The sequence below is a fragment of the Citrobacter sp. Cf072 genome, from assembly GCF_030334485.1.
Classification (GTDB): Bacteria; Pseudomonadota; Gammaproteobacteria; order Enterobacterales; family Enterobacteriaceae; genus Citrobacter; species Citrobacter freundii.
In genome coordinates this window covers 652797-673951 of sequence record NZ_JAOWDX010000044.1, presented here as the reverse complement: position 1 = coordinate 673951, position 21155 = coordinate 652797, and the positions used below count along the sequence as shown (strand labels likewise).

Genomic DNA, 21155 nt, shown 5'->3' with positions numbered 1-21155 from the left:
TGGAGTAATTATGGGTTTTTTAGGGCGATTTCCTTTACACAGAATTGTTGAAGAGCACCAGGTGACACATCTGATTGAAACTGGATACGGTATTGGGAATTCATGTCGAATGGCATTATCAGCTGGTTTCAATCATGCGCTATCTTGTGAGATCTATCAACCATTATATGAAAAAGCATTACAAGAAAAAAATGACAGCATTACGATTTTTCCCGATGATAGTTTATCATTTCTGAATTTGGAACAAGTCAATGGGATTTTGAAAAATCATCGTAGTCTTGTCTTTTTGGATGCGCATTATCCTGGTTCTGATTACTGCAACGAAAAATATCATAGCGACGAATGGGATAAAGATATTCGCTTGCCGCTTATTAACGAGTTGCGAGTGCTGAGAGGTAAAATTGACAATGCAATCGTTATTATTGATGATTGTAGAATATATCTAAAAGATTTTGCAGTAACAAGTGGTTCTTTACCCGAATATGCCGATCATGGGTTCGATAATGCCAGTGAGTTTATTGAATTATTAGAAAGTTTTGCCGATACACACGCCTTATACTGGTATGCTGAAGACACCGGATACGCTGTTTTATGGCCACATGCTTTAGCCGGGGAAGTGATCAAACCTCTAATTTTACCTGGTGATATTACCAGTCAATTTCTGATTAATCGGGGGGTTGTGGGTACGACCAGTATGTCTGTAAATCGCCGACTCATGGATGCCCGGTTTACTTCTCGTTGGTTTGTAGGTGCTGGATTGGATATCGGTGGTGGGCCTGACAGTATTGGTATTTACCGATCGCTTTTCCCACTAATGAGAACTGTGACTGTTTATGACTTACCACAAGGTGATGCCCAATATTTAGACAATGTTAGTGATGATAGTTTTGACTTTGTGTATTCTGCACATTGCCTGGAACATGTGGTTGACCCGTTTGTCGCTATCAATAATTGGATGCGAGTACTTAAACCAAATGGTCATCTCATTATAACAATTCCTGATGAAGATATGTATGAGCAAAAAGTTTGGCCATCGACTTTTAACTCCGACCACAAGCATACTTTCAGTATTTTCAAGAAAAATAGTTGGTCACCCGTTTCGATAAATGTATTGGAATTGATTCAGGCGATAACTACAAAGCATGATGTTCAAAAAATAGAATTGCTTAACCATAGCTACTTAGCAGGGCTTCCTCGATTTGATCAGACACGCACACCATTTGCGGAAAGCGGTATCGAGATTGTTATAAAAAAAACGCCCCAGTAAAATAAAAAACCACCGATTTAACGGTGGTTTTAATAGCTGGTTTATATCAGGAATTAGTTAAACAGTTTTTTCTGTAAACTATGTAAGAGAGCATTTGTATGGACACTATCTGCTTCCGTAAGTAATGCCACGATCTCTTTAGCGGCCCTTTGCCCTGCCTGGCCATCCATAAACGCATCACAATAATGGTGGCGAATTTCGGCTAACGGTGCTTCAAGCGCAGTCCAGTCAAATGCATCAGACAGCGCACTGCGCAACGCCTGTATATCCTGGGCTACCGGGAGAACGTCGCGGATACGTTGATCGGCGCTGTCTGGGGTCGAGAAACTTTGTTGGCCATCCAGCAGCGAGGTCATCTCTGGCCAGCTCAGTAAAATGACGCGTTTATTCATATGAATGGCATCAAAAATAAAGCCGCTGCTGTCCGTCAGGACGTAATCTGCCTGCGCCATAAGCGCCAGCAGGTGCTGCGGATCGTCAATTCGGTTTTTTAAGTAGCGCTGCGCCAGCACCAGCGAGGCACTTTCTTCCGGCCTGTGCAGAGTGCCATGGTGCAGTTTGGTGACGACGTTGTATTCATGGCTTAATCGGCTGAGCTGTTGTGCCCAATGGGGGAGCGAGCTTAGCGCGCCATAGGTTGGCGCATACAGGATGGTCTGCTTTTTCGCATTTAGCTTCACGCTTTTTGGCAGTGCGGTATCGTAAGTATGGTTATGCCATTCATCGAAACGGGGATTACCCACCACTTTGGCGCTGCCGCCAATATCAACCGCGTGCTGGCTATAGTGGCTGTAGCAGAGAATGCGATGATAAAAGGCATTCCACCAGGCATGATTCCACGCTTCTTTCGCCAGTCCATACATCGTCCGTACATGGGTATCCGCCAGCCCGTTCAGTAACGGGGTGTAATAAGGGCTGACAAGACATTTGAAGCGTTGACGTTTCTCAATCACCACAGAAAGACGCGTTCCGCCCAATAGGGGATCGTTAATGGTTTTAATTGTTGCGGTCATTTCATCCAGAAACGACGCGTGTATTTTGTCGCTGACCAATAGAGAGCAGGTGTGCCCCATCGCCTGTAGCGCGGTTATGATCGGGCGATAGACCGCGTAGTGCAGCGACGTTTCCATATAGAAACCAATAGCATCTGTTCGGGGGGCAGTAGAAGGGAGCGGGGCATCAGTCAGTGCGTTGGCGGCATCGGATTTCTTATTGATTTTATTGAAGTAGTAGCCAATATTATCGGTTTCTTTTTTCTCGATATCGCTATAACCTGGGCGCTGATAGCAGATACTCGGATAGCAGGAAAGCCATTTTCCGTCACGTGGCAGCGGCTGCCACTGTCCTTCGAGGGTCTCTGAAAGGTCATATTCCATTTGCTGAGCCAGAACCGGGTAATAGCTGTTGTTAACCAGATAGGCGCACACCTTATTGCAATCGCGGGCATGAATCATCCCAGTCAGGCTTTTTAATATGCTTCCGCGTTTAATTTCGCCGCCGAGAAGAATGACCTCCCACGGAAATTTAGGCAGGGCATTAAGCAGCGAGCTAAGTACCCGAATATGTTTTTCTTGTTTCAGAATAACGGCGTCATCTTCAAGCAGCAGGTAATTTTTCCATCCCATTTGTTGTGCCAACTTGAGTGCCCGAAGATGGGATTGGCGGCGACCAATCTGGCCGTTAGTGGCAACTGACGCGGCAATGCGGGTGATCTTTTCCTTTGGGAAATTGAGAAACCCCAGCTCTTGTTGGATGTGCGCTAAACGATCCGGGCGTGAGTCCAGGTTTACGATCACCACCTGATCGATATAATCCCACTGGATCGGTTGATGATGAGTAGCGTTATGCAGGCTTTGATACCAGTTTTTCAGCATCGGGTCGGTAATCGCCTGCGCCAGCGGGGTTTCCAGTGGCTCGCTGCTTCCCAACACAAAGTCTTTGTCGAACGTATTTTGGCTGTGTGAGATACAAATAATGGTACGTTCACCCGGCAATTGCAGCGGGTTCGCGGTGAACTGGTTAGTGAATCCCTTTTCTTCACCTAAATTACACTCATCATCATAGCGGTGGTTCTTCAGGTAATTACGATGGTAACAGAAAGTGCCGTTGAGAATATTTTGTGGGCCAAAGCTGCGTGTTTTGAATATCCGGTTGATGTGGCTGTACCAGATGGGGATTTGATCGGAACCTGAAATCAACGCCCGGTGGCGCTGCATCATGTCGATGGTGTAAGAGATTTTATCCGCTGGATAATAGTCATCATCATCCATACAGAGAATATATTCACCTACCGCCAGCGCATTGAGCATATTGCGCTTTTTACCCAGATCGAGCTTTTCCGGGTGGTAGATATAACGAATATTATATTTCTCTGGGTGGTTCTGCGTTAGCCGGTCAATGATCGACTGATGGCTTTGCGGAGAATCATCCAGGATCACCAGTTCCCGCCGGTCAGCAGGGTAGTCCTGATAACGGAACATATACAGCAAATAAGGTAAGAAAACGCCGCGGTTCCATGTTGGCGTGATAACGCTGACAAACGGTTTTTCGCGGCCAGTGTCGAGCGTTTTAACGATGCCAGTCAGGGCGGAACGTGCTTTAGAGGATTCAGACATGGTGATGTGTATTCGCGGTTCGAAAAAGGACCGGGCATTCGCCCGGCCAACAGGCACTAACGTGTAATCAGGGAGAACGCCGAGAGCAGTGGATCTCCCGGAAGCATGTCCAGAATATGCTGACGTAACGAATGGGCATTCTCGCCGTTGCGCCACGCTTCAAACAACGCGAAAAGGGCGTAAATTTCGTCATGGTTTAGCGCAGAATCATCCATCGTCCACAGGCAAAACAGAGTGCGAATCATAAAGACGTCAGCCGCCAGCCAGAAGAAACGCTGCAGTGTGCTTTCACTCTCATGCTGTGGGAAGGTGTCGTGGTACAAGCGATAAATCAGATAGTTGCTGAAAATCCATGCTTCTTGAGCGAAATGGCGCTCCCAGGTCTGCAGCCACTGATCCTGTAACTGCTGCTGAAGCATGGCTTCACTGTTCGCATCCTGCAGCATCAGCAGGCTGACCTGCAGAGGTAATGTGAGTTTACGCGTACTTTCCGGCAGCAGATCCCAATTGAATTCACAACCGCCCATACGGGTAATTAATTCACGCTGTAGCTGGGGCAGGCTGGGCAGTTGCGCAAATTGCTCCTGCAGTTTTCCTTCCTGTACATGGCCTGCGAGGATCTGTGGCAACGATGCCAGCTTTTCCAGCACCGCTTCACTATCGCCTGGGCATTTTTCGGAAAAAGAGAGCATGATCCCCAGCGCATACAGGCGCAGCTCCGGCGATAAACCTGGAAGTGTGATGGTATGCAGAGCGGATTGATTCAATACCTGATCGCGTGGGGATAGCGCCGGGCTGTCCGGGTTGGCCGCACATTTTGAATGATGCAAGACAAAGGTATTGGGAGCGCCTAATACAGCCTGACAGCTGGCCAGATCGGTTAAGACCAGACTCTGACGCACTTCCGTTTTCCAGCACAGGTTAACCCGTAAAGCGGAATCCGGATGGCGGGATAAAAACAACCGGACAAAGTCAGGTTCATAACAATCAATCATACTCATAATCTGTTCTCAGCAATCCCAATATTCAAAATCTGTTTATGACGTTGCAATATCCATGCCTGAATTTTAATTTCATTTATATCAATTAGTTAGGTGAATCGCGGAAAGCAGGTTTCCGCGTCAGGGAAGGGCGTTTAGCGCTGATAAATAAAATCCGGCTCGGTACCTAAAAAAGCCTGAATAAATTCATACTGTCGGATCAGCAGATCGCCGTTTTTTTCGTTGTACGCCTTGCAGCGTTTCGCTTTTTGCTCAAGGCTTTGCCACCAGCCCTCTGCGGCACTTTTCTGTACGCCCGGCAACCAGCTAAAGACCTGCTCTATCCCTGCACGATTGACGCTTACGCCCAGCAGTTGCAGGATCGAACGGCGCTGTTGGCTGCTGTTTTGCAACTGCTCATAATGCTGTTGAATAAGTTCATTGATGGCCAGCAGCTCGTCGCTGTCGCGACGGATCATACACAGACGTTGTTGTTCCAACTGGTGTCTGAGCGCGTCATACCGCGTTCCGTCTTCACGAATGCCCTGAAGCAGAGTTTTCACCTGCTGTAGCCTGGTGCTCACTGTTGTAGCCTCTTATTTCTGGAAAAAGCTGAGCATGTCCCCAGCCAGTTGATCGGTATCAACCTGCAAATCGCCTGAGGCCAGCATGGCCTGCATTTGCGCCACTTTGTCGTAATCAACGTCACTTTGTGTATCACTGTTCAGCGTTTGCTGCGCCGTTTGTAATCCCGCCTGAGTAATATCATCGGCGGAAAGCGATGAGGAACTGGACGTGCTCGTCTGCACGCTGCTCTTGTCTGCACGTGCCTGTTCGGTTGTCGATGCAGGGCGATTGCCAGGCAGACTCGGGGTAATTTTCATAGCAACCTCGTACATATTCCGTTGGGTTGGTTATCTGTTATTGACTAAAAGCGGCGGCAATAGAGGAAAACTTTAATCCCATCACAAAAAATCCCCGCACTATTCGGCCATCAGCGTGGTGACCACGCCGGTATCGTCCACCACGCCGCTGATGATCCGCTGGCTGCTGCTATTACGAATTTTTATCACATCCCCTTTACGACCATTCTTCAACGCCACGCCCGGCATTGAGGCGGTAATGCCAGCCAGATGGGAGACGATCATCACTGGCTGGTCGCGTTTAACCAATATGGGCTGAACCAGCTCGCTACGGGTAATCGGTTTACCCGGTTGCAGGGCGCGCTTGCTGGTGAGGCCAATTGCTTCATCCATATTTGTTATCAACCCTTCCCGCTGGTTGCTGATATTGAATTTTTTAAGCTGCAGGTCGTCGGCGGTAATCACCGCATCTCGGGCAATCAACGACTTTGGCATCACTACCGGCACCGACACGTCGGGGCGCACTGCAACGTTATATTTCCAGCCCGCATTGCCTGGGCAGGTCACCACAAAGTTCATTCGTGACAAGGCCATCTCTGGGGAGGCACTGGAGGTGATCTGTGGCGCCGACGCGCATAGCGCGCTGTTACTCACGGCTGAGGGGATATAGATATTGAACGTGTAGCGATAGTCCTGCCACTGCTGTTTGTGCGCCAGTGCGTCGATTTCATGACTGGCGGCAGTCAGAACAAGTGCGTTGATCTGTTCCCGGGCGCTGTGCTGAATGGGATGGACGGCGGCATGTACGGGTAAGACGCAGCATAAAGCCAGCATTATCTCCGCGGCAAAGGGGAAAGAAGGCTTCCTTACGTAGGTGGGGAGTTTCATAAAGTCATTTCTCATCAATCACTTAAAAGTTGGCATGGTTATTGCTAGCAATAGCGATATCTACGCAGGAGTGATGCAAGAAATGGGAATCAGTTTTCAGCAGGCATTGGGTGTACATCCGCAGGCAGTGAAGTTACGTCTTGAGAGGACCGAGCTACTGACTGCGAATCTGGCAAACGTCGATACACCAAATTTCAAAGCCAAAGATATTGATTTTGCCGCTGAGATGCAACGGGCAAGTCACACAAATGTTTTGCCTGAGGCTGACGTGAAATACCGGGTGCCGATGCAGCCCTCAGAGGATGGCAATACCGTAGAACTGAATACCGAGCAGGCCCGGTTTTCACAAAATAGTATGGATTATCAAAGCAGTCTGACTTTTTTGAATCTGCAACTTAGCGGAATCAAAGAAGCCATCGAAGGAAAATAACCATGTCGTTTACTGATATTTACCAGATTTCCGGCTCGGCGATGACGGCGCAAACCATCCGTCTGAATACCGTCGCCAGCAACATGGCGAATGCGGAATCTCCTGCCAGCAGCGAGGCGCAGGCCTATAAAGCGCGCAGCCCGGTTTTTGCTGCGGTTTACAACAATAGCCTGATTGGCGCAAACAACCGTCACGGCATTGATGGCGCCAGCGTGCAAGTGCAGGACGTGATGCAAAGTGGCGGGGCGGTGAAGCGTTATGAGCCGCATCACCCAATGGCGGATCAGAACGGTTTTGTCTGGTACCCGGACGTCAACGTGGTCGAGCAAATGGCCGACATGATGTCCGCATCACGTGATTTTGAAACTGATGTTGATGTGCTGAATAACGTCAAAAGTATGCAGCAAAGCTTACTCAAACTGGGAGAAGTGTAATGAATACCCTGGCTCTGTATGCCCAATCTCAGGCGCTGGCTTCTTCTCAGGAGAAGACGACGGTGGCTGAAAATACTGGGAGCGCCACGGCGCAAAGCAACAACCTGGGGGATAGCAGCTCTTCCTCTACCTCGTCAACCACCGATACCAGTGGAACCAGCGGCACACCGACGACGACAACGTCCACGGAAACGTCCGCGGTCGACACGTTTCTGACGCTGTTCGTAGCCGAAATTGAAAACCAGGATCCTACCGATCCGACCGACCCAACGGCCTATATCGACCAGCTTTCTTCCATGGCGCAGGTAGCGATGATGGAAGAGATGAGCGTTCAGGCCAATACCAACGCCGTGCTGATGAGCAACATTCAGGTGATGGCGCTGGGGAATATGGTCGGCGACGACATTATGGTGCAAACCACCTCGCTGGATATCGAAGATAACAGCAAGGACATTCAGGGCCGCATCACGCTGGATGACAGCTGTACCGATGTGGATTTGCACTTTACCGATGAAGCGGGTGATGACTACACCGTGTCGCTGATTCCGGAAGGTGAAACCTCCGTCGGACCCGGCCAGGTGGATTTCGACATCAATCCTGCGGATTACGGCATCCCGCCGGGTGATTACAGCGTGTCCGTGGTGACCAATACCGGGGAAGAAGAAGTGCCGATTGAGGTGACGGGCAAAGTGGAAGATGTGCGTATTCCGCTCGATGGCAGCACGCCGGTGCTCAACGTTGACGGCGTTGGCGAAGTGCCATTCACCATGATCACCCAGTTTGGCGTACCGGACAGCACCGATGACACCACGCCGCCTGACACTGACGACGGCAGCGATAACGCCGACAGCAATACAGTGCTCTGATTTAGTTTACATTACAGGAAGAAACAATGAGTTATGAAATTGCAGCGACGGGGCTAAACGCCGTCAACGAACAACTGGATGGAATCAGTAACAACATCGCGAACTCCGGGACGGTCGGTTATAAATCAATGACTACCCAGTTCTCCGCGATGTACGCCGGGACGCAGGCGATGGGCGTGAGCGTGGCGGGTTCCGCACAAAGCATCTCCACCGGCGGCTCAATGGTTTCTACCGGTAACGCTCTGGATCTGGCGATCAACGACGATGGTTTTTTTGTCATGTGCGACAGCGCGGGCAACATTTCCTATACGCGCGCGGGTTCTTTCGTCACCGATAAAAACGGCTATATCGTCAATGCGTCCGGTGATTATCTGCAAGGCTATCCGGTTGATGACAGCGGCACGCTGCAAACTGGTACCGTGACCGATATCCAGATTAAAACCGGCAATATCCCGGCGCAGGCCACGGACAGCATGACCTTTACGGCCAACTTTGACGCCAGTGATGAAACGATCGATCGCTCAAGCGTGCAGTTTGATGCCAACAACAGCGATACCTATACCGACAGCTACACCACCACCGTGTATGACTCTCTGGGTAACGAGCACTCGGTCAGCCAGTATTTTACCAAAACCGCGGATAACACCTGGGAAGTGCAGTACACCTTTGATGGTGAAGCGCAGACTGGTGTACCGCCAACCACGCTAACCTTCGATCCGAATACCGGCAAGCTGACCTCTCCGACCACGCCGCAAACCATCACCTTTACCACCGATGAAGCCGCGCCGATCTCGATGACCGTCGACTACTCCGACTGTACTCAGTACGGCTCTGATTTCTCGGTGACCACCAACTCCGCGACCGGTTACGCCTCCGCAACGCAAAACGGCGTGCAGGTGGATGACGATGGCAAAGTGTACGCCACCTACAGCAACGGAGAACGTATGCTGCAGGGCCAGGTTGTACTCGCCACCTTCCCGGACGAAAACGGGCTGGAAGCGGTAAGCGGTACCGCATGGGTGCAGACCGGTGAATCCGGTACGCCGCTGATTGGCACGCCTGGCTCCGGCTCATGTGGCACGCTCTCCTCCGGCATGCTCGAAAGCTCCAACGTGGATATCACCAACGAACTGGTCAACCTGATGACCGCCCAGCGTAACTATCAGGCGAACACCAAGGTGATTTCGACCAGTACGCAGTTGGACCAGGCACTCTTCCAGGCGATGTAAGGCTAAGAAATGGATCGGTTGATTTATACCGCACTAAGCGGCGCCACCCAGACGCTGCTGGAGCAGCAAATTAGCGCCAACAACCTCGCCAACGTCAACACCAATGGTTTTCGTGCGGATATGGCGATGGCGAGTAATGACAAAGTCAAAGGCGGTGGCTTCGACACGCGTTTTATGGCGAAAGAGAGTCCCAGCGGCGTCAATGACAGCACCGGCGTGGCGGAAAAAACCGAGCGTCCGCTCGATGTCGCCATTCAGGGAACCGGCTATATCGCCGTGCAGGATAAAGCCGGAAACGAAGTTTATACCCGCAACGGCAATATCCAGCAGGACGATCAGGGTCAACTGACCATCGACGGCAATATTGTTCTCGGGGATAACGGCCCGATTATTTTACCGCCGAATGCGATTGCCTCTTTCGGTAGCGACGGCACGCTCTCCGTCACACCTGACGATGGCGATGTCACTGCCACGATGGATATCGATCGCCTGAAGCTGGTGGATATTCCGGTCGCCAATCTGGCGAAAAATAGCGAGGGGATGCTGGTGACGGCGGACGGCGTACCGGCACAACGCGATGAGAACATCAAAGTGAGCGGCGGCTTTCTGGAAGGCAGTAACGTGTCTGCGGTGAGCGAAATGATGTCGTCCATTGCGATGAACCGTCAGTTCGAAGCGCAAATCAAGATGATGAAAACGGCTGAAGATCTCAGCGACTCAGGCAACAGGCTGCTACGCGGCTCCTGAGCCGTAGTCTTTAATCAGGGATAAAGTGTTATGAACGCAGCGTTATGGATCAGTAAAACCGGCCTGTCGGCGCAGGATGCTGAGATGAGTGCGATTGCCAACAACATCGCTAACGTCAATACCACGGGCTTTAAGCGTGACCGCGTGATGTTCCAGGATCTGTTTTATCAGACTCAGGAAGCGCCGGGCGCCATGCTCGATCAAAACAACATCATGCCGACTGGAATGCAGTTCGGTAGCGGTGTACGCATTGTCGGTACGCAGAAAACCTTCACCGAAGGGAATGTGGAAACCACCGACAATACGATGAACGTGGCCATCATGGGGCAGGGATTTTGGCAGGTGCAAAAGGCGAACGGGGATATTGCGTATACCCGTGACGGCAATATGCAGGTTAACGCCGACGGCGTGCTGACTAACTCCGAAGGTTTACCTCTGCAACCGGAAATCGATGTTCCGTCCGGCGCGACTAATGTGGCTTTTGGCGAAGACGGCACCGTGACGGCAATCCTGCCCGGCGACAGTGACCCTACCGAACTGGGGCAACTAACGCTGGTTAACTTCGCTAACCCGGCCGGGCTTTCAGCGGAAGGCGACAACCTGTATCTGGAAACCGCAGCCAGTGGTCAACCGACGGAAGGTATTCCCGGGGAAGATGGTCTGGGGACTTTGCAGGACAGCGCTCTGGAAGGCTCAAACGTGGATATCGTCAACGAAATGGTGGCGATGATCAACGTGCAGCGCGCCTATGAGATGAACGCCAAAATGGTCTCTGCGGCAGACGATATGCTGCAGTTTATTAGTCAGACACTGTAACTCAAGAATGTGAAATGCCGGATGGTACAGCTCCATCCGGCAGAAATAGGCAGAACGTGAAAAATTATCTCTGGCTGATGGTACTGCTTCCCCTGTTAAGCGGGTGCGAATCGCAGGCTCTCCTGGTCAAAAAAAATGACGAATTCTTTGCTCCGCCCAAAACCGAGGCACCGCCAACGGCGGATGGCCGCGCGGGAGGGGTGTTCGAAACGGGTTACAAGTGGTCGCTGACAGCGGATCGCCGTGCCTATCGGGTGGGGGATATCCTGACCGTGATGCTGGAAGAATCCACCCAGTCGAGCAAACAGGCGAAAACCAATTTCGGTAAGAACAATACCGTGGATATTGGCGCGCCGACCCTCTTTGGGCATACCAAAGATAACCTTTCCGCGTCCGTGGACGCCAATCGTGACTTCAACGGGACGGCGACCTCGCAGCAGCAAAACAGTTTACGTGGCGAAATTACGGTGTCGGTACACTCGGTACAGTCGAACGGTATCCTGGAAATTCGCGGTGAAAAATGGCTCACCCTCAACCAGGGTGATGAGTACATTCGCCTGAGCGGCCTGGTGCGCGCCGATGACATTCAGAACGACAACTCCGTCTCATCGCAGCGTATTGCCGATGCGCGTATCTCCTATGCGGGTCGTGGCGCATTGAGCGATGCCAATGCGGCGGGCTGGCTGACGCGTCTGTTTAACCATCCTCTCTTCCCGATCTAATGCAGGATTTTACTATGCAACACTTAAGCGGGCGCTGGATGAAGGCGTTAAACGGCATCGTTATTGCCCTGAGTCTGGCGCTGCCTGGCGCGGCGCAGGCGCGATCTCTGGAGTCGCTGGTCAACGTCCAGGGCGTCAGGGAAAACCAACTTGTCGGCTACAGCCTGGTGGTGGGGCTGGACGGAACCGGGGATAAAAACCAGGTTAAATTCACCAACCAGACTATCACCAACATGCTGCGTCAGTTCGGCGTTCAGTTGCCGAGCAAAATCGACCCGAAGGTGAAGAACGTTGCGGCGGTGGCGGTCAGCGCGATGCTGCCGCCCATGTACTCGCGTGGGCAAACCATTGACGTCACGGTCTCGTCGATCGGCGATGCCAAAAGCCTGCGCGGCGGTACATTACTGCTCACCCAATTACACGGTGCTGACGGAGAGGTTTACGCCCTTGCACAAGGGAGCGTGGTGGTCGGCGGGATGAACGCCACCGGGGCCAGCGGCTCCAGCGTCACTGTGAATACCCCCACCGCCGGGTTGATACCGAATGGGGCATCCGTGGAGCGGGAAATTCCCAGTGATTTCCAGATGGGCGATACCATCACGCTTAATCTGAAACGTCCTTCTTTCAAAGATGCCAACAATATTGCGGCGGCGATCAACGCGTCGTTTGGCGGCATTGCGACGGCGCAAAGCTCGACCAACGTCAGCGTCCGCGCGCCAACCAGTCCAGGGGCGCGCGTCGCCTTTATGTCTCAGTTGGATGACGTCCAGGTGCAGGCGGAAAAAGTGCGTGCCCGCGTGGTATTTAACTCGCGTACCGGCACAGTGGTGATGGGGGATGGCATTGCCCTGCACGCGGCGGCGGTATCGCATGGCAGCCTGACGGTGTCCATCAATGAAAGCAGCAACGTCAGCCAGCCGAATGCGTTTGCTGGTGGTCGTACGGCGGTAACGCCGCAGAGCAATATTTCGGTGAATCATGCCCGCCCGGGAATGATCAGTCTGCCAGAGTCCAGCAGTCTGAAAACGTTGGTTAACGCCCTTAACAGCCTGGGCGCCACGCCGGACGACATTATGTCGATTTTGCAGGCCCTGCATGAAGCCGGAGCGCTGGACGCCGATCTGGAGGTGATTTAATGGCCGACATCAAAGTGAATCATAGCGGGGGCATTGACGGCAGCGATGCGTTAATGGGCCCGAAAATTAAAGATAACGATTTACAGAAAGCCGCTCAGCAGTTTGAAGCCATTTTCTTACGCAACATGCTGAAAGAGATGCGTAAAACCAATGAGATCTTCGACTCAAAAGACAACCCGTTTAACAGCGACTCGGTACGCATGATGCAGGGATTTTATGACGATCAGCTGTGCAACAGTCTTGCTCAACAACACGGCATTGGCATTGCGGCGATGATCGTCAAACAACTCTCCCCTCATCACAAAGGATAAAGGTTGCGCGGCGGCTTAAGAACTGTGGTTTTTTCGCCGCTCTTAATCGGCAAGGTTGTTAACGACAGACCGGGTGACTGACCGGCGAGGACTCTTTGATGGACATGATTAATATTGGCTACAGCGGCGCATCGACGGCGCAGGTGGAGCTTAATGTAACCGCGCAAAACACGGCTAACGCCATGACCGACGGTTATACCCGGCAGGTTGCCATCACCAGTACCATTGGCGCCAGCTCCGGTTCAGCCAACAGCGCAGGTAACGGTGTGCAGGTGGACAGTATTCGCCGCGTTTCTAACCAGTATCAGGTGAACCAGGTGTGGTATGCCGCCAGTGATTACGGCTATTACAACACCCAGCAGGAGTATTTAACGCAACTGGAAACCGTGCTGAGTGACGATAACAGTAGCCTGAGCGGCGGTTTTGACAACTTTTTTGCCGCGCTAAACGAAGCTACCACCAGCCCGGATGATTCCGCCCTGCGTGAACAGGTGATCAGCGAGTCCGGCGCGCTGGCGCTGCGTGTGGATAACACGCTGGACTACATCGACTCGCAAAGCAGTGAGATCGTCAGCCAGGAGCAGGCGATGGTGGCGCAGGTGAACACCCTGACTACCGGTATTGCCAGTTATAACCAGCAAATTGCGGAAGCTGAAGCCAACGGCGATAACGCCTCGGCGCTGTACGATGCTCGTGATCAGATGGTGGAGCAACTGAGCGGCATCATGGACGTGCAGGTCAATATTGATGATGAAGGTAACTACAACGTTACGCTGCAAAACGGTCAGCCGTTGGTCAGCGGGCAGGAGAGTTCCACCATCGAACTGGATACCAACGCCGACGGCACGCAGAGCATGTCGCTGACATTTGCCGGAACTACGTCATCGATGAACACCGATACTGGCGGCTCGCTGGGGGCGCTGTTTGATTATCAGAATCAGGTGCTGACGCCGCTGACAGGGACGATTAACAGCATGGCGGAGCAATTTGCCGATGCGGTGAACACCCAACTGGCGCAGGGCTACGATTTGAACGGTAACCCCGGTGAACCGCTGTTTATTTATGATGAAAATTCATCTGACGGCCCGCTGGAGGTGAACCCTGATATCACCGCCGACGAGCTGGCGTTTTCCAGTTCGCCGGATGAAAGCGGTAACAGCGATAACCTGCAGGCGCTGATCAATATTTCTACCGAACCGTTGGATATAGAGGGGCTTGGTAGCGTAACCGTGGGTGAAGCCTGTTCGTCGATCATCAGCAACATTGGTATCTACAGCCAGCAGAACCAGACGGAAGCGGAAGCGGCGGCCAACGTCTACTCCGAAGCGCAGAACCAGCAGAGCAGCGTCAGCGGCGTCAGCATGGATGAAGAAGCGGTGAACCTCATTACCTACCAGCAAATTTACGAGGCCAACCTGAAAGTTATCTCAACGGGCGCAGATATTTTCGATTCTGTGCTGGAAATGTGTAGCTAACCTGGAGAGGAATGAATATGCGTGTATCTACTCAGCAATCTTATGTGTCCATGACGCAGAGTTTTAACGATCTCTCCAGCGATCTGTCCCATGTCGTTGAGCAAATGGCGACCGGGAAAAGTATTCTGCTGCCGTCTGACGATCCGATCGCGGCGACCCGTATTACGCAACTTAACCGCCAGCAATCGGCCCTCGACCAGTATCAGAGCAATATTGACTCCGCGACGGCGGGCATGAGTCAGCAGGAGTCGATCCTTGATGGCGTGAATAACGATCTGTTGGCGATTCGCGACGATCTGCTGGAAGCGGCGAACGGCACCAATACCGCCGATTCGTTAGCCAGCCTAGGGCAAGATATTCAGTCGATGACCGAAGCGATGGTCTCGGCATTAAATTACCAGGATGAAGACGGGCACTATGTGTTTGGCGGCACGGTCAACGATCGGCCGCCGATTGTCGCCGTGGACGACGACGGTGATGGCGTCACCGACAGCTATACCTACCAGGGGAACGGCGATCATCGCCAGACCACGGTTTCCAATGGCGTAGAAGTCGATACCAACGTGGCGGTCAGTGATTTCTTCGGCGATAGCCTGGACGTGCTGAACACCCTGACGTCGCTGTCGAAAGAGCTACAGGATCCGTCGGTTGACCCAGCCGACCCGCAGGTGCAAAGCGATATTGAAAATGCCATCAATACGGTGGATGACGCTTCCGACTCGCTCAATGCTTCTATTGCCACCATCGGTGAAACGCAAAATACGATGAGTATGCTGAGCGGCGCGCAAACGGATATCGCCACCTCTAACGATCAGCTGATTGGTCAACTGAGCGATCTGGATTACGGCCCGGCTTCCATAACCTTTACCGGTCTGGAAATGGCGATGGAAGCCACTTTAAAAACCTACTCCAAAGTGAGTGAGTTGAACCTTTTCAGTGTGATTTAACAGCGAGCAGTAGCCCAGGAATAGTATGCAGGTCGGTTTAAATACAACATCACTCTCCGGTAGCGGAGCGCTTAATCCTTCTGTACAACAGCATAGCGTTGCGCAGAATGTCCCTGTCCGTCAAAAGTTACCCGCAACGGCGAGTGATTACCCGGCCTCACCGCTTATTACCACCCGGCCTCAGCGCTACAGTGTGCAGCTCAACGATCAGCTCACCACGCTGCAGCAGGCCGATCACTACCTGGGGCAACTGGAACAGCATTTGCTGGATTATCGCCATGCCTCGCGCCGTGGCGGGCAGACGCAGCAGCAAAAGGGAGCTGAGCTTACCCAGTGGCTGGATAAACGAACGGCATTATCCGGCGGCGCGGTTGACCGGCAGCTGCGTCCGGTTCTGCAAGGTGAAGCGCGAGTGACCTTTCACTCACCCGAGCTGGCGCAGATGCTGCAAAAAAATGCCATAAGCTCGCGCATGTTTAGTGTCTCTGACGGACGGCAAACGCAGCACTCTGCGGTGGTGGTCGGTGAAGATCTGGATCCCGGTCAGTACAAAATGATGATGAGCAACGCGCTGCGTCGTGTCGGTGTACAGGTGCACGATCGGCAGGGCGCGCTGAGCTTTTCCACCTCGGAAAAGCAGTGGCCGCAGATCCAACAAACCCTGAGCGTACGCGATGTTGACGCTAAGTCATCAACGTTTACTCCGCTCAAGACATTCGTCGATCCCTCGCGTTCAGAAGAGCTGCTGCAACAGCTATCTCAGGGGAGTAACCGCCCTCAGGATGCTTTACAGCAGGCGCTGGATGCGATTGGCGATCAGCGTGCGCAAATGGCCGCCCAACAGGAAAAGGCGCGGCAACTGATTGACGGGATGGCGCGTTTTCCGCAGGCCGAAAGTGCGGTTAAAGCTTCTGAGTCACTCGGTGGAGTACTGGATCATGCTAATCACAATTATCAGGTATTAGCACAAGCGGTAAATGGACAAGCCCGGCTTTCCAGTCAGACCGTCCGTAGTCTATTACGCTAGCTCTAGTTTGGCTGGCATGCTGTTGTTGAGAATATAAATGCAGAGGGGTCTGTGACTAACAGGCCTCCAACATCCTGAGTAAAAAGCAAATTTTGCTGTGGGTTTAAATGAATCCACCAGGCATGCAGATTGTGTTCAACAATAAAGGTACTGAAATCTGATAAGCGAAAGTCATTTTTATCGGCTTTCGCATCGCTAAAATGAAACTCACCCTGTTTAGACAATCCCGCGTAACGATTAATACATGCTGAGATCTTAAATGTTGACGGCGCTTTGTTATTTTGGTCCAGAGGGACGAGCGTCAGAGCAGTGTTTTTGTCCTGTGGGCTCATAATGAGTGCGTAATGCGCATTCTTGCCGCTATTAAGATCGTAATTAGCAATGACCGTGTTCTCAATGCGTGCATGAGCCATGAAGGTAAAAAATAAAGTTACAGTAGCCAGAAGATAGAGGAAGTAACTATTTGCATTTTGGCATTTCATTTAACATTTTCTCCACTTCTTTAATTAAAACACTATTCATTTCATTATCTTTATTGAGCCAGCTACTAAAATTCAATGCTAACTGCCAACTGTCATTGCATTGATTACTCAGTACAATATCAAGTGCGAATTTGTTCAGCGACACTCTGTAATACAAATCCATTGAGACATTGTGCGTCACCAACAGTTGATTGATTTGTTGCACTCCAGGGAGAATATGTTGCGAGAAAAGAGACGGCGATGTTTTTTTTTCATCTGGGTCGTAAAGATGGTAAACCGTAACATGACTGGCACTCTCAAGATTTTCTTTTACTAACTGTGGGGTTTCTTCCGTTTTCGTGACGGATGATGTTTTAAAATCAGACATCAGGACAAACAACAAAAGCGCGATAATAATGACGGGCAGGGTGATAAGAACGGCTCTGTAAGGATGACTTTTAGCATCCGCGGGTTTCTCTAATTCATTGTTTAATAGAGGTGTGGATGGTTTTTTCGGCACTCCCTGATTTGTGCTCGCGCTTTCTTCAGGCACGCTGTTTGCAGATAAAACAGCACTCTCTTTGGTTTCATCACTGGCGATGCCATCAACCACATTAATATTGTGGTCAATATCTTCGGACAGGTAGTTTTTATTAAACAAATACCCTTTTTTAGGGATCGTTTTTATAATTTCCTGTTGTTTTCCATCATCATCGATCGCGACGCGCAAGGCATGAACGGCTGTGGGCAGGCTATTTCCACCGACGATGCGATTCTTCCAGACTGCGGTCATTAAAAACGAACGCGATAAGACGACATCGGCATTTTTAGCTAATGTCTCTAACAGAATAAAATGGTATTCGCCGAGCCGACGCGTTTCGCCAGTCTCACAATGGATTAACGCATTAAGCGAAGAATCCATTCGCCAGTTATTGACTACAATACTCATGATTTTGTCTACCCGTGCAAGATTTTTTAAATCCTTGATGTCACACCGTTAAAAATCAGTGCATTAAAATTCTGAAGGAATTGATATATCTTTTTCTGGCTGCCAGGATGAGACGTGGCAGCCTGATCGGTGTTGAGTGTTTTTTGTTCTGTCCGAAAAAGGACTGAAAATGTAACGAAAGTGTCCTGGACTCACAATATAAAAGTACGTTGTATTTGCAACTAAATGTAAATATAGACGTGAGTGATGTAGGTTAAACTATTTTTGATTAGGTATAATCTTATTAATTTCATGGCGTTAACGTTCGATGTTTGACGGCGATCATTTCATTATTAGATATTTCTAATAATCTTTTAATTAAAAATTGATTGAGCTAATTCTTATGTTGTGAGGTGTGGTGAAAAATAGCACGGGATGCTAATAAAGGCAGCGCTTAGCGTTTGTTTATATCCCCTGAACTGATTTTTTAAACGAGTGAAAAAATTTTTTCTCCGTGCTTTAAGTTTTCCGAACGGGTGGTCGTTTTTACAGGGTATCGAAACGAAAACGATTATTCCCAAGGAGCAGTACCATGTTATCGATTAATACTAATACCGCCTCAATGGCAGCTGTAAACGCTATCAACAAAAGCAGCGCATCCCTGTCTACTTCGATGGAACGTCTGGCGACAGGTAACCGCATTAACTCTTCTGCTGACGATGCTGCAGGCAAACAGATTGCCAGCCGCCTGAGCGCACAATCCGACGGTATGGGCGTTGCACTGAGCAACATTCAGGACGCAACCGCAATGCTGCAGACCGCAGATAGCATGTTTGACGAAATGACCGACGTGCTGGGTCGTATGAAAGACCTGTCCACGCAGGCAGCGAACGGAACCTACAACAGTGACGACCTGCAGGCGATGCAGGATGAATACGACGAACTGGGCCAGCAGATGTCTGACATGCTGCAGAACACCACCTACGGTGGTACTAACCTGTTCGGTACGGCATCTGGCAGTAATACCGGTGTTTCTGGTCTGTTCCAGAGCGCAGTCACCTTCCAGGTGGGTGCTGAGTCTTCTGACACCATGACCGTGGACATCTCCAGCCAGCTGGGTGATCTGGTGACAGATCTGACGGCTGTCAGTGATGCTTTCTCTTCTGATCAGGCTGGTACTGGTGTTTCTGGTGGTACTGAGCTGACCGCTTCTGGTTCTGCTAACGGTATGATCAGCACTATCCAGACCGCAATGGACGATGTGTCCAAGATCCAGTCCAAACTGGGCGCGTCTATCAACCGTCTGAACGACACCGCAAACAACCTGACCAGCATGCAGGACAACACTAACGTAGCGATCGGTAACATTATGGATACCGACTACGCGACGGAAGCCTCCAACATGACGCAACAGCAGGTGCTGATGCAAACCGGCATCACCATGCTGAAACAGTCCAACAGCATGTCCAGCATGGTGTCCAGCCTGCTGCAGTAATTCTGTTCAGTGGTGAAATTGCGCCATTCACAACACCGCCGACTGGCGGTGTTGTGCTTTCAGCGGTCGAGACTATTTCAGGAAACCTTCCTGAATAAGGGAAAATTCATTTCCTCTCATAATTTAACTTGCTGAATTTAAAATATAAAAATATTGGCATGTATTTTGCTATCACATCGATAACGTCGCACGGAGTTATTCATGATCAACCCAAGAACTATGGCGAAAGCCGCAGCTTATGCCGATATCGCCACGCAGAGCGCCAACCTGCAACAACAGCAGGCAGAGTTGAATGCTGAAAGCAGCGGGCTGGATTCGCTGAGCACGGCATTAACCGATTTCCAGTCGGCTATTGATGCCTTGAACAGTGATACAGACGGTCCACTGACCTTTTCGGCGACATCGAATAACGACTCTGCGACGGTTTCTGCCAACTCGGAAGCTCAGGCGGGAACGTACTCATTTTATGTCAGCAAGTTGGCACAGGGTCAGCAGTCTACGTTCCAGATGACAGACAATTTTTATGAGGCGACCGGTACGTTTGATCTGACCATGGAAGATGGCAGCAGCATGGAGATCGATCTTTCTACGGCCGATAGCGACGGTGATGGCTATATCGATGCCACCGGGCTGGTAGATGCTATCAATAGTAGTGACGACAACCCGGGTGTTTCGGCTGCGCTGGTGAAAACAGATGGCCAGACAACCATTATGCTGACGTCTGACACTACCGGCGCACAAAGTGGTTTCACGGCGACAGTTAATGGCACGGTCATTGCCAGTCCGGAAACTGCGATGACGACTCCACAAGATGCTGTAATTAATCTGGGAGGTAAGGATGGGCCGGCCATCACCAGCAGCAGTAATACCTTCGATGATGTGATTCCCGGTGTGACCATGACCTTTACGGAGGTCAGCGATCCAGACGATACCAGCGATGTCACGACGATTACCGTGGCAGAAGACTCCAGCGCCTCACAGGCAAAAGTACAAACCTTTGTTGATGCCTATAACACCCTTGTCGACACAGTAGATTCATTAACCAGCAATGGCGGTGATGGTTCTAATCCTGGTGTTTTTGCGGGTGACGCCGGGCTCAGTTCATTAACCAACCAACTTGACGATATCGCCCACTCTTACTACGACGGCGTATCGATTGTTGATTATGGCATCTCGCTCGATTCCGACGGTCATTTAGAAATTGACTCCGATAAGTTTAACGAAGCGATGGAAGCGAACCCGGATGGTCTGACGTCAATTTTTGTCGGTGATGACAGCATGGTCGCGCAGATGGATAACCTGATGGACAGCTATCTGGACTCTAGTACCGGCATCATCACTATGCGTGAAGACAACATTGAGGATCAGCAGAGCAAAATCCAGGACGAAAGCGATCAGCTTACTGAAACCTATAACACCAATTACGAACGCTACCTGGAAGAGTACACCAATACGCTGATTGAAACGTACACCATGAAAGTGAGTATGGCCGCGTTTATGTAAGCGGCCGGTTTAGTA

The 21155-nt window shown here is 50.9% G+C and carries 22 protein-coding genes; 15 read left to right on the top strand and 7 right to left on the bottom strand.

Translation table 11 applies throughout. The annotated features are described in order from the left end of the window. The first annotated feature begins 10 nt into the window (after positions 1–10). Positions 11–1267 carry a methyltransferase domain-containing protein gene (locus tag OGX66_RS12190; protein ID WP_003843821.1) on the top strand — a complete coding sequence of 419 codons (1257 nt, stop codon included), beginning with the start codon at positions 11–13 and terminating at the stop codon, positions 1265–1267. 53 nt (positions 1268–1320) lie between these two features. Here the strand turns inward: OGX66_RS12190 and OGX66_RS12185 are convergent, their stop codons facing one another. The 5 genes from OGX66_RS12185 to flgA form a co-directional block, all read right to left on the bottom strand. Beyond that, a complete protein-coding gene (locus OGX66_RS12185; protein ID WP_270921554.1) occupies positions 1321–3882 on the bottom strand; it encodes a glycosyltransferase in 2562 nt (853 codons plus the stop codon). A gap of 56 nt (positions 3883–3938) precedes the next feature. Next, entirely contained in the window at positions 3939–4883 is a 945-nt protein-coding gene (locus OGX66_RS12180; RefSeq protein ID WP_136345975.1) for a lysine-N-methylase, read from the bottom strand. Positions 4884–5017: 134 nt separating this feature from the next. After that, on the bottom strand, positions 5018–5446 hold the full coding sequence (gene flgN / locus OGX66_RS12175) for a flagellar protein FlgN (protein ID WP_003843816.1): 429 nt from the start codon (positions 5444–5446) through the stop codon (positions 5018–5020). 12 nt (positions 5447–5458) lie between these two features. Further along, complete coding sequence (gene flgM, locus OGX66_RS12170) at positions 5459–5746, bottom strand: flagellar biosynthesis anti-sigma factor FlgM (protein WP_286511574.1); 288 nt, start codon at positions 5744–5746, stop codon at positions 5459–5461. Positions 5747–5845: 99 nt separating this feature from the next. Continuing rightward, positions 5846–6613, bottom strand: coding sequence for a flagellar basal body P-ring formation chaperone FlgA (flgA, locus tag OGX66_RS12165; protein ID WP_136345974.1), 768 nt, complete (start codon positions 6611–6613; stop codon positions 5846–5848). A gap of 82 nt (positions 6614–6695) precedes the next feature. On the opposite strand from flgA, the gene flgB reads away from it, so the two are divergent. The 12 genes from flgB (at position 6696) to OGX66_RS12105 (ending at position 16753) form a co-directional block, all read left to right on the top strand. Further along, the gene (gene flgB / locus OGX66_RS12160) at positions 6696–7043 is read left to right on the top strand and encodes a flagellar basal body rod protein FlgB (RefSeq protein ID WP_003838822.1); all 348 of its coding nucleotides are present in this window, start codon (positions 6696–6698) and stop codon (positions 7041–7043) included. A 2-nt stretch (positions 7044–7045) separates the two neighbouring features. Beyond that, positions 7046–7477: a flagellar basal body rod protein FlgC gene (flgC, locus tag OGX66_RS12155; RefSeq protein WP_003843812.1), complete on the top strand. Its 432-nt coding sequence runs from the start codon at positions 7046–7048 to the stop codon at positions 7475–7477. Next, positions 7477–8343, top strand: coding sequence for a flagellar hook capping FlgD N-terminal domain-containing protein (locus OGX66_RS12150; RefSeq protein ID WP_044714331.1), 867 nt, complete (start codon positions 7477–7479; stop codon positions 8341–8343). The genes flgC and OGX66_RS12150 overlap by 1 nt, the downstream gene beginning before the upstream one ends. A 26-nt stretch (positions 8344–8369) precedes the next feature. Further along, entirely contained in the window at positions 8370–9572 is a 1203-nt protein-coding gene (flgE, locus tag OGX66_RS12145; RefSeq protein WP_003838817.1) for a flagellar hook protein FlgE, read from the top strand. 9 nt (positions 9573–9581) lie between these two features. After that, a complete protein-coding gene (locus tag OGX66_RS12140; RefSeq protein ID WP_003838815.1) occupies positions 9582–10319 on the top strand; it encodes a flagellar basal body rod protein FlgF in 738 nt (245 codons plus the stop codon). Between the two features lie 30 nt (positions 10320–10349). Next, positions 10350–11135 carry a flagellar basal-body rod protein FlgG gene (gene flgG / locus OGX66_RS12135; protein WP_003838810.1) on the top strand — a complete coding sequence of 262 codons (786 nt, stop codon included), beginning with the start codon at positions 10350–10352 and terminating at the stop codon, positions 11133–11135. Between the two features lie 56 nt (positions 11136–11191). After that, a complete protein-coding gene (flgH, locus tag OGX66_RS12130) occupies positions 11192–11857 on the top strand; it encodes a flagellar basal body L-ring protein FlgH (RefSeq protein WP_003838808.1) in 666 nt (221 codons plus the stop codon). 14 nt (positions 11858–11871) lie between these two features. Next, positions 11872–12993 (top strand): flagellar basal body P-ring protein FlgI, encoded by a 1122-nt coding sequence (locus OGX66_RS12125; RefSeq protein ID WP_003843806.1) that lies wholly within the window; start codon positions 11872–11874, stop codon positions 12991–12993. Between the two features lie 8 nt (positions 12994–13001). Then, complete coding sequence (locus OGX66_RS12120) at positions 13002–13304, top strand: rod-binding protein (protein ID WP_029139422.1); 303 nt, start codon at positions 13002–13004, stop codon at positions 13302–13304. A 98-nt stretch (positions 13305–13402) separates the two neighbouring features. After that, the gene (gene flgK / locus OGX66_RS12115) at positions 13403–14779 is read left to right on the top strand and encodes a flagellar hook-associated protein FlgK (RefSeq protein ID WP_046669755.1); all 1377 of its coding nucleotides are present in this window, start codon (positions 13403–13405) and stop codon (positions 14777–14779) included. A 17-nt stretch (positions 14780–14796) separates the two neighbouring features. After that, complete coding sequence (flgL, locus tag OGX66_RS12110) at positions 14797–15726, top strand: flagellar hook-associated protein FlgL (RefSeq protein WP_003843804.1); 930 nt, start codon at positions 14797–14799, stop codon at positions 15724–15726. 25 nt (positions 15727–15751) lie between these two features. Continuing rightward, the gene (locus OGX66_RS12105) at positions 15752–16753 is read left to right on the top strand and encodes a flagellar hook-associated protein (protein WP_106107891.1); all 1002 of its coding nucleotides are present in this window, start codon (positions 15752–15754) and stop codon (positions 16751–16753) included. Positions 16754–16755: 2 nt separating this feature from the next. On the opposite strand, the gene OGX66_RS12100 is transcribed toward OGX66_RS12105, so the two are convergent. Both OGX66_RS12100 and OGX66_RS12095 read right to left on the bottom strand, forming a co-directional pair. Then, the gene (locus tag OGX66_RS12100) at positions 16756–17235 is read right to left on the bottom strand and encodes a hypothetical protein (RefSeq protein ID WP_003838796.1); all 480 of its coding nucleotides are present in this window, start codon (positions 17233–17235) and stop codon (positions 16756–16758) included. Further along, on the bottom strand, positions 17213–18163 hold the full coding sequence (locus OGX66_RS12095; protein ID WP_003843800.1) for a transcriptional regulator: 951 nt from the start codon (positions 18161–18163) through the stop codon (positions 17213–17215). Before OGX66_RS12095 ends, OGX66_RS12100 begins: the two co-directional genes overlap by 23 nt. 571 nt (positions 18164–18734) lie before the next feature. Between OGX66_RS12095 and lafA the strand changes: the two genes are divergently transcribed. Next, positions 18735–19637 carry a lateral flagellin LafA gene (gene lafA / locus OGX66_RS12090; RefSeq protein ID WP_003838793.1) on the top strand — a complete coding sequence of 301 codons (903 nt, stop codon included), beginning with the start codon at positions 18735–18737 and terminating at the stop codon, positions 19635–19637. Between the two features lie 201 nt (positions 19638–19838). Beyond that, entirely contained in the window at positions 19839–21140 is a 1302-nt protein-coding gene (gene fliD / locus OGX66_RS12085; protein WP_003843796.1) for a flagellar filament capping protein FliD, read from the top strand. Positions 21141–21155: the final 15 nt, after the last annotated feature.

Excerpts from the sequence above, each read along its gene's own strand:
- OGX66_RS12190 (WP_003843821.1), top strand. The coding sequence starts at position 11 with ATGGGTTTTTTAGGGCGATTTCCTTTACACAGAATTGTTGAAGAGCAC.
- OGX66_RS12185 (WP_270921554.1), bottom strand. The coding sequence starts at position 3,882 with ATGTCTGAATCCTCTAAAGCACGTTCCGCCCTGACTGGCATCGTTAAA.
- OGX66_RS12180 (WP_136345975.1), bottom strand. The coding sequence starts at position 4,883 with ATGAGTATGATTGATTGTTATGAACCTGACTTTGTCCGGTTGTTTTTA.
- flgM (WP_286511574.1), bottom strand. The coding sequence starts at position 5,746 with ATGAAAATTACCCCGAGTCTGCCTGGCAATCGCCCTGCATCGACAACC.
- flgA (WP_136345974.1), bottom strand. The coding sequence starts at position 6,613 with ATGAAACTCCCCACCTACGTAAGGAAGCCTTCTTTCCCCTTTGCCGCG.
- flgB (WP_003838822.1), top strand. The coding sequence starts at position 6,696 with ATGGGAATCAGTTTTCAGCAGGCATTGGGTGTACATCCGCAGGCAGTG.
- flgC (WP_003843812.1), top strand. The coding sequence starts at position 7,046 with ATGTCGTTTACTGATATTTACCAGATTTCCGGCTCGGCGATGACGGCG.
- OGX66_RS12150 (WP_044714331.1), top strand. The coding sequence starts at position 7,477 with ATGAATACCCTGGCTCTGTATGCCCAATCTCAGGCGCTGGCTTCTTCT.
- flgE (WP_003838817.1), top strand. The coding sequence starts at position 8,370 with ATGAGTTATGAAATTGCAGCGACGGGGCTAAACGCCGTCAACGAACAA.
- OGX66_RS12140 (WP_003838815.1), top strand. The coding sequence starts at position 9,582 with ATGGATCGGTTGATTTATACCGCACTAAGCGGCGCCACCCAGACGCTG.
- flgG (WP_003838810.1), top strand. The coding sequence starts at position 10,350 with ATGAACGCAGCGTTATGGATCAGTAAAACCGGCCTGTCGGCGCAGGAT.
- OGX66_RS12125 (WP_003843806.1), top strand. The coding sequence starts at position 11,872 with ATGCAACACTTAAGCGGGCGCTGGATGAAGGCGTTAAACGGCATCGTT.
- flgK (WP_046669755.1), top strand. The coding sequence starts at position 13,403 with ATGGACATGATTAATATTGGCTACAGCGGCGCATCGACGGCGCAGGTG.
- flgL (WP_003843804.1), top strand. The coding sequence starts at position 14,797 with ATGCGTGTATCTACTCAGCAATCTTATGTGTCCATGACGCAGAGTTTT.
- OGX66_RS12105 (WP_106107891.1), top strand. The coding sequence starts at position 15,752 with ATGCAGGTCGGTTTAAATACAACATCACTCTCCGGTAGCGGAGCGCTT.
- OGX66_RS12100 (WP_003838796.1), bottom strand. The coding sequence starts at position 17,235 with ATGAAATGCCAAAATGCAAATAGTTACTTCCTCTATCTTCTGGCTACT.
- OGX66_RS12095 (WP_003843800.1), bottom strand. The coding sequence starts at position 18,163 with ATGAGTATTGTAGTCAATAACTGGCGAATGGATTCTTCGCTTAATGCG.
- lafA (WP_003838793.1), top strand. The coding sequence starts at position 18,735 with ATGTTATCGATTAATACTAATACCGCCTCAATGGCAGCTGTAAACGCT.
- fliD (WP_003843796.1), top strand. The coding sequence starts at position 19,839 with ATGATCAACCCAAGAACTATGGCGAAAGCCGCAGCTTATGCCGATATC.